The 4893-nt window shown below is 47.7% G+C and carries 6 protein-coding genes and 3 pseudogenes; 1 reads left to right on the forward strand and 8 read right to left on the reverse strand.

What is annotated here, in order from left to right; translation table 11 throughout:
* Together H0248_RS19870 and H0248_RS19875 are read right to left on the reverse strand one after the other, a co-directional pair.
* Window positions 1-266, reverse strand: a pseudogene (locus H0248_RS19870) (relaxase/mobilization nuclease domain-containing protein); the annotation flags it as partial.
* Window positions 256-582: a MobC family plasmid mobilization relaxosome protein gene (locus H0248_RS19875; RefSeq protein WP_180787213.1), complete on the reverse strand. Its 327-nt coding sequence runs from the start codon at window positions 580-582 to the stop codon at window positions 256-258. The pseudogene H0248_RS19870 and the gene H0248_RS19875, both read right to left, overlap by 11 nt.
* Window positions 583-928: 346 nt before the next feature.
* Between H0248_RS19875 and H0248_RS19880 the strand changes: the two genes are divergently transcribed.
* Window positions 929-1816: a GTPase family protein gene (locus tag H0248_RS19880; protein WP_180787214.1), complete on the forward strand. Its 888-nt coding sequence runs from the start codon at window positions 929-931 to the stop codon at window positions 1814-1816.
* Window positions 1817-1824: 8 nt separating this feature from the next.
* Here H0248_RS19880 and H0248_RS19885 read toward each other — a convergent pair whose 3' ends face one another.
* The 6 genes and pseudogenes from H0248_RS19885 to H0248_RS22630 all read right to left on the reverse strand — a co-directional run.
* Window positions 1825-2730, reverse strand: a complete 906-nt coding sequence (locus H0248_RS19885) for a replication initiation protein (RefSeq protein ID WP_180787215.1) — start codon at window positions 2728-2730, stop codon at window positions 1825-1827.
* 195 nt (window positions 2731-2925) lie between these two features.
* Window positions 2926-3210, reverse strand: coding sequence for a NadS family protein (gene nadS, locus H0248_RS19890; RefSeq protein ID WP_180787216.1), 285 nt, complete (start codon window positions 3208-3210; stop codon window positions 2926-2928).
* Between the two features lies 1 nt (window position 3211).
* The gene (locus H0248_RS19895) at window positions 3212-3544 is read right to left on the reverse strand and encodes a type II toxin-antitoxin system RelE/ParE family toxin (protein WP_064401063.1); all 333 of its coding nucleotides are present in this window, start codon (window positions 3542-3544) and stop codon (window positions 3212-3214) included.
* Window positions 3545-3688: 144 nt separating this feature from the next.
* The gene (locus H0248_RS19900) at window positions 3689-3925 is read right to left on the reverse strand and encodes an MbeD family mobilization/exclusion protein (RefSeq protein WP_078310517.1); all 237 of its coding nucleotides are present in this window, start codon (window positions 3923-3925) and stop codon (window positions 3689-3691) included.
* Between the two features lie 60 nt (window positions 3926-3985).
* Window positions 3986-4411, reverse strand: a pseudogene (locus H0248_RS22250) (MbeB family mobilization protein); the annotation flags it as partial.
* A pseudogene (locus H0248_RS22630) lies at window positions 4311-4893 on the reverse strand (relaxase/mobilization nuclease domain-containing protein); the annotation flags it as partial. The pseudogenes H0248_RS22630 and H0248_RS22250, both read right to left, overlap by 101 nt.

Consider the following 4893-nt stretch of genomic DNA (forward strand, 5'->3'; position numbering starts at 1 on the left):
TGGTCACGGTCTAATCCGGTCATGAGGGTCTGTTCCCACTCGTCCATCAGGCGGGATTTCTCAGAGTCGGCGATATCCGGCTCCTGAAAAGACAACACACCGGAGGTATACGAACGGGCAAAGTCGCAGCTGTCTATCAGTTCGCATACACGGTCAGGATCACCCCGTAATACGGTGGCTTGCTCTCGCTGACGGTCTTTTCCCAGCAGGTAATCAACCGGACCACTGCCAGAACCTGCGCCACGGGAATGGATTTTAACAATCACGGTGCTGCTCCAGTAATTCACCTAGCTGACGGTCGAGACTATTCAGGATGGAAAGCAGTGAAACACGCTCAGAAGGCGTCAGGGAGTCGGACTGATTCAGTCGGCGAGCGATCTGATTCAGGTTATTGCCCATTCCACTCACTTGCCGAAGCAATTCAGGCGCAACCTCAGGAACAGGCCGTTTACGTGATGTCTGTTCTCCCAGACCAACCTGACGCAACCACTCTGCGAGATGAATACGGTCACACCGTTCAAGCAGACGCTGATGCTCAGTCTCGGTCATGCGGATTTTGATCTCTTTCGTTCGCTTTTCCATAGGCTCCGCTGAGAAAAAATTCGCACCACTGTGAGAATTTTTCGCAGTGGATGCCGGGGGTTTCGGGGGGCGGCGAGCCCCCTGAACCAGTCACGGTGGCACCTCATTAGAGGGGACTCCGTGTGTACTGGCTTAAGTACGTTTAGATTGTAGCTGGTCTTTAGGTTTTAGACAAAACAAAGCCCTCCTGAAAGAAGGCTGTTATCTGATAAGGCTTGTTTAGTCTCACTATGTGATAAATGGGGCTGGATAATATTTATTGGCTTGAATGAAAGACCACTTATAGAATGTTTTTTTTAGTTAATGCAAAACTGCATACAACTATGTTTGAAAAAAGGTTTATTGAATGGAACATATGGATAAGTCAACTTTGAATAGTGGTAGTAAAGAAAAAATTAGACAGGCAATTGCAAAAAAAATAAAAGAAGTAAAAGGATATACCCCGCGAGTTGGTATTTTTGGTTCTACTGGTGTTGGTAAATCATCATTATGTAATTCGTTATTTGGTCGTGATGTCGCACCAGTCAGTAATGTAGCCGCTTGCACAAGAGACATTCAAGAGATTCATATACCATCAGAAGATGGTAATGAAGGGGGGCTCACAATAGTTGACTTCCCTGGCGTTGGTGAAACTCTGGAAAGAGATAAGGAATATTATGACCTCTATAAAGAGAATGTTGCAAAATTAGACTTGGTTGTATGGGTAATAAAATCTGACGAAAGAGCTTACGCAATTTCTCAAAAGGTATATAACGACATTTTATTACCTAATATAGAAAAATGTCCTGTCGTATTTTTCATCAACCAAATAGATAAAATAGAACCAACGGAAGATGATGACGGTGAGCTTCTCTGGGATAAAAAACAAAACATTCCAACAAAAGAGCAGTTAGCTAGTGTAAATCAAAAGATTATCGAGGTAAGTAACGCTTTCTCTGTTCCTACATCACGTATTATACCAACGTCAGTTAAAAGAAAGTTTAATATCTCAGAAGCAATGGAAACAATAATAGATATCCTCCCAAAGGAAAAAAAGTACGCTCTCTATCGCGAAGCGGGAGAAGAAATAAAAACAGAAAAAATGGCAGAAAGCGCAGAAAAGGGAGTTTGGGATACCGTTAAAGAGTGGACTGGAGAAGCTTGGGATAGCGTAAAAGATGTTGTCGTTGAAGTAGTAGCAGCAACTGTCGTTGCCGCTGGTAAAAAAATACTATCGAAACTTAAATTCTGGTGATCCAATAATCAAGATTCAGGATGTAATCCGCCTGAATCTTGATTATCAATTTTTCTTTTTCTAAAAAATGTAGCTCGGCTAATACCTAAATCGATCCAAGGCTTCCCAAGTGATGGTCTGCCTCCTCCCGATGATTTTTTACCACCAACCTTTCCCCTTTTAGATTGTATAAGTGAAAAATCTTGCTTATTGAATTTCAAAATTGTCCATTTACAAATACTTTTCGCTATTCCAAAAACTTCTTTTTCATCGAGTGGAATTAATAATTGAAAGTTATACGCTTTAGCGCGTTCAAAACAAGCTTGTAGCCACTGTTCATATGCAGGCCAGCCCTGTCTAATAGCTCTGTAAGCCCACTTGCGAGTTTGTTCAAACAACTGACAATTACGCCCGAGGCCATAGTCAGTGATGATTTCTTTGTCATTGGCCGAAGTTAAATCGAGAGAATCTGCAAGCCAATCCAGCGTATACAACTCAGTCTGCCACGCGTTAACCTGCCAGTGTTCATGATTGGGGTTCTGACAAATCAGCCCTGAATAACCAATATCTGCATCCAATTTTTTACGTAGCGCGTTCTCTACAGCAGCTGCGTAGCGTAATGGCTTCATTTTTCCGTCTGGCGCGGTACGTATCGAGGTTTCCAGCGCGTAAAGCAGGTGCGCGTGCCCGTTTTCTGGGTTAGTGATGGTCAGCGTGGGCGAGGGGGCGTTGCGGTCACTCCAGTCAATGGCTGCACCGATGCGATCAACGTCAAATCCCAGCCAGAACATGGCGTGAGGCTGATTGAACTGGATATATTTAGCCAGAATGGCGCGTTCTTTCCCTGCGATGCGGACACCAAAGTGCAAATCATCCGAGAAGTACGGTTTATGCGGTAAGCGGTCGTTGAAAAGTTCGAGTGCTGCGTTACGCAATGTGCCCTGCGCTTATGGCGGGCTGTTGTCTGGCACGGTTCATGTGCTAATATCCTTCTTAGGTTTCGTACCTGGCCCTGGTTATCATGTCCGCTCGCCAAAGTAGAGCATGATTTCCGGGGCTTTGTTTTTTCTGCTGCCGTTAAAGTTACACGCGAACGGCCTCGCCTGTCGAATTTCTTCTGTCACATCAGCTTAATGCGCCGCCAGTTCATCAAAAAACTTTGGGTTAGCCTGAATGGTGGCCAGCACTTTTGCTGCCAGTCCAGTCGGGTTACGGCGTCCGGTTTCCCAGCTTTTAATGGTATCGAGGCTGGTTCCCAGCACTTTCGCCATTTCACTCTGAGTAATATTCAGGTTTTCCCTGATAGCCCTGACGTCTGCCAGCTCGTAGCGGGTCACGCGAGCAGGGGCTTTGGTTCCGTTTTTGATTTCAATGGCCTCTTCCAGAGAGGCTTTCAGCTCGTCAAAAAAACTCATGTTACACCTCGTCTTTCAGTCGTTGGGTCAGCTTCTTCAGTTCTGCTTTCTCTGCGTCTGTTATGCTGTCTTTGGTGCTTTTAGGGTAGGCCATCACCAGATAAATCACCTCGGCGGTGGCAAGGAAGTAAATCACCCGCGCACTGCCGCTCTTTCCCTGATTCCCCGTCGCCATCCTGATCTTTCGCAGACCGCCCGTTTTTTGGATGAGGTCACCTTTGTCCGGTGACTCGATAAGCTCTTTCTGGAGTTCTTTGAGTTCATCATCCGTGGCGATTTGCTTTATCTGACGGGTAAACATCGTTGTCTCGATAAACTCAATCGCGTGACTCACGGCTGTCTCCTGTATATTTTGATGTACAGTGTACACCAATGAGCGCGCTCTGGAAAGCCGCTTTCTGTGCCATCAGACGTTACATGGACTGACCTCGATAGCGGGTTGCTTGCTTCTCCTGCTGTAACTGCCGTTCCTGCTGCTTTACGAGCGTGTTAATCGGCTCAGATCGCTGCTCAAGCGTTCGACCTGTTCGTGCAAGGCGTTCACCTGATTGCTCAAGTTCAGACATACCCTGTCGTTGCGCTCCAGTGCCTGTGAGGTAGTCTCGAACATGCGTTGCAAGCTGCTGTAACTGTCCTGCCACGCCTGCTGCTGTTGTTCGTAGCTTGTTTGTAAGCTTTCTAAGGCGCTCAGAAGCTGCCTTTCCATCTCGGTCATGGTTTTGCCTGTCCTCAGTGATAAAAACGTGCTGTGATGTTTCTGTGGTGTCTGACGGGGTTATTTCGCGGTGTACTTCATCACGGTGTTTCCGGCTGTCGATGTGTAGGTTTCGGTGCCATGCGCTTTCTTCGGCAGTACCACCAGATAGGTGTTCTTCTGCTTGTCGTCCTTGTAAATCGCCACCCCTGCGCCGCTCTGGGCTTTCAGGCTCTCCAGTTGCTGGCTGTAGCTGTCCATTTCGTTCAGACGGGAAGTGATGACCGTTCCCTGATACCAGATTATCCCGCCCAGTATCACTATCAGCAGCGCAGCGAACAGGAATATCCAGCCCAGTGCGCTCAGGAGGGAATATCTGACTATGCCCGTCAGTTGGTCGTTCTGTTCGCGGATAGCGTTGCTGATGCTCTGCGAGCTTGATTTCAAGTCCTCGCTGATAGACGTTTCCAGCCTCTCGAACTCGCGCTTCACGCTCTGCTCGGTATCCTGCGCCTGCTGCTTCGATTTCTCCTCGAAGCCCTTCGCCAAATTTAAAATCTCGCTCATAAATCATTCCTTTCAACCGGATATTTTTTCCGCCGTCCGGATCGGCAATGCTGATACTGTTTTTGGTTTCCCGCGCCACACTCAGGCCGTAACTCTCCAGCTGCTTAACCACATCCTGCCGACTGCGGATCTCGCCCTGCTGCATCAGGTTCATCAGGCCAGTAGTGATTTTCTCTGCGGCTTGCTGTTTGTCGCGGGGTAAGTCGCTGGCCTGCGTCATCGGGCGGCGGTTAAGGGGGTCATTCGGATCGCGTAATCCGAGGCGGTCATTGGTCAGCGTCTGCCACGCATTCACTCTGGGACGATCAGCGCGGTCAAAGTAGGGTTGCAGCCGTTTTCCACTCTGCAATTCGATGTTCGGGATAACAAAATTCAGCTCAAGCCGTCCCTTGTCACGGTGCTCTACCCAGAGACAGTTGTAC

Origin of the sequence: Pectobacterium brasiliense (assembly GCF_013449685.1) — a bacterium.
GTDB lineage: Bacteria > Pseudomonadota > Gammaproteobacteria > Enterobacterales > Enterobacteriaceae > Pectobacterium > Pectobacterium brasiliense_A.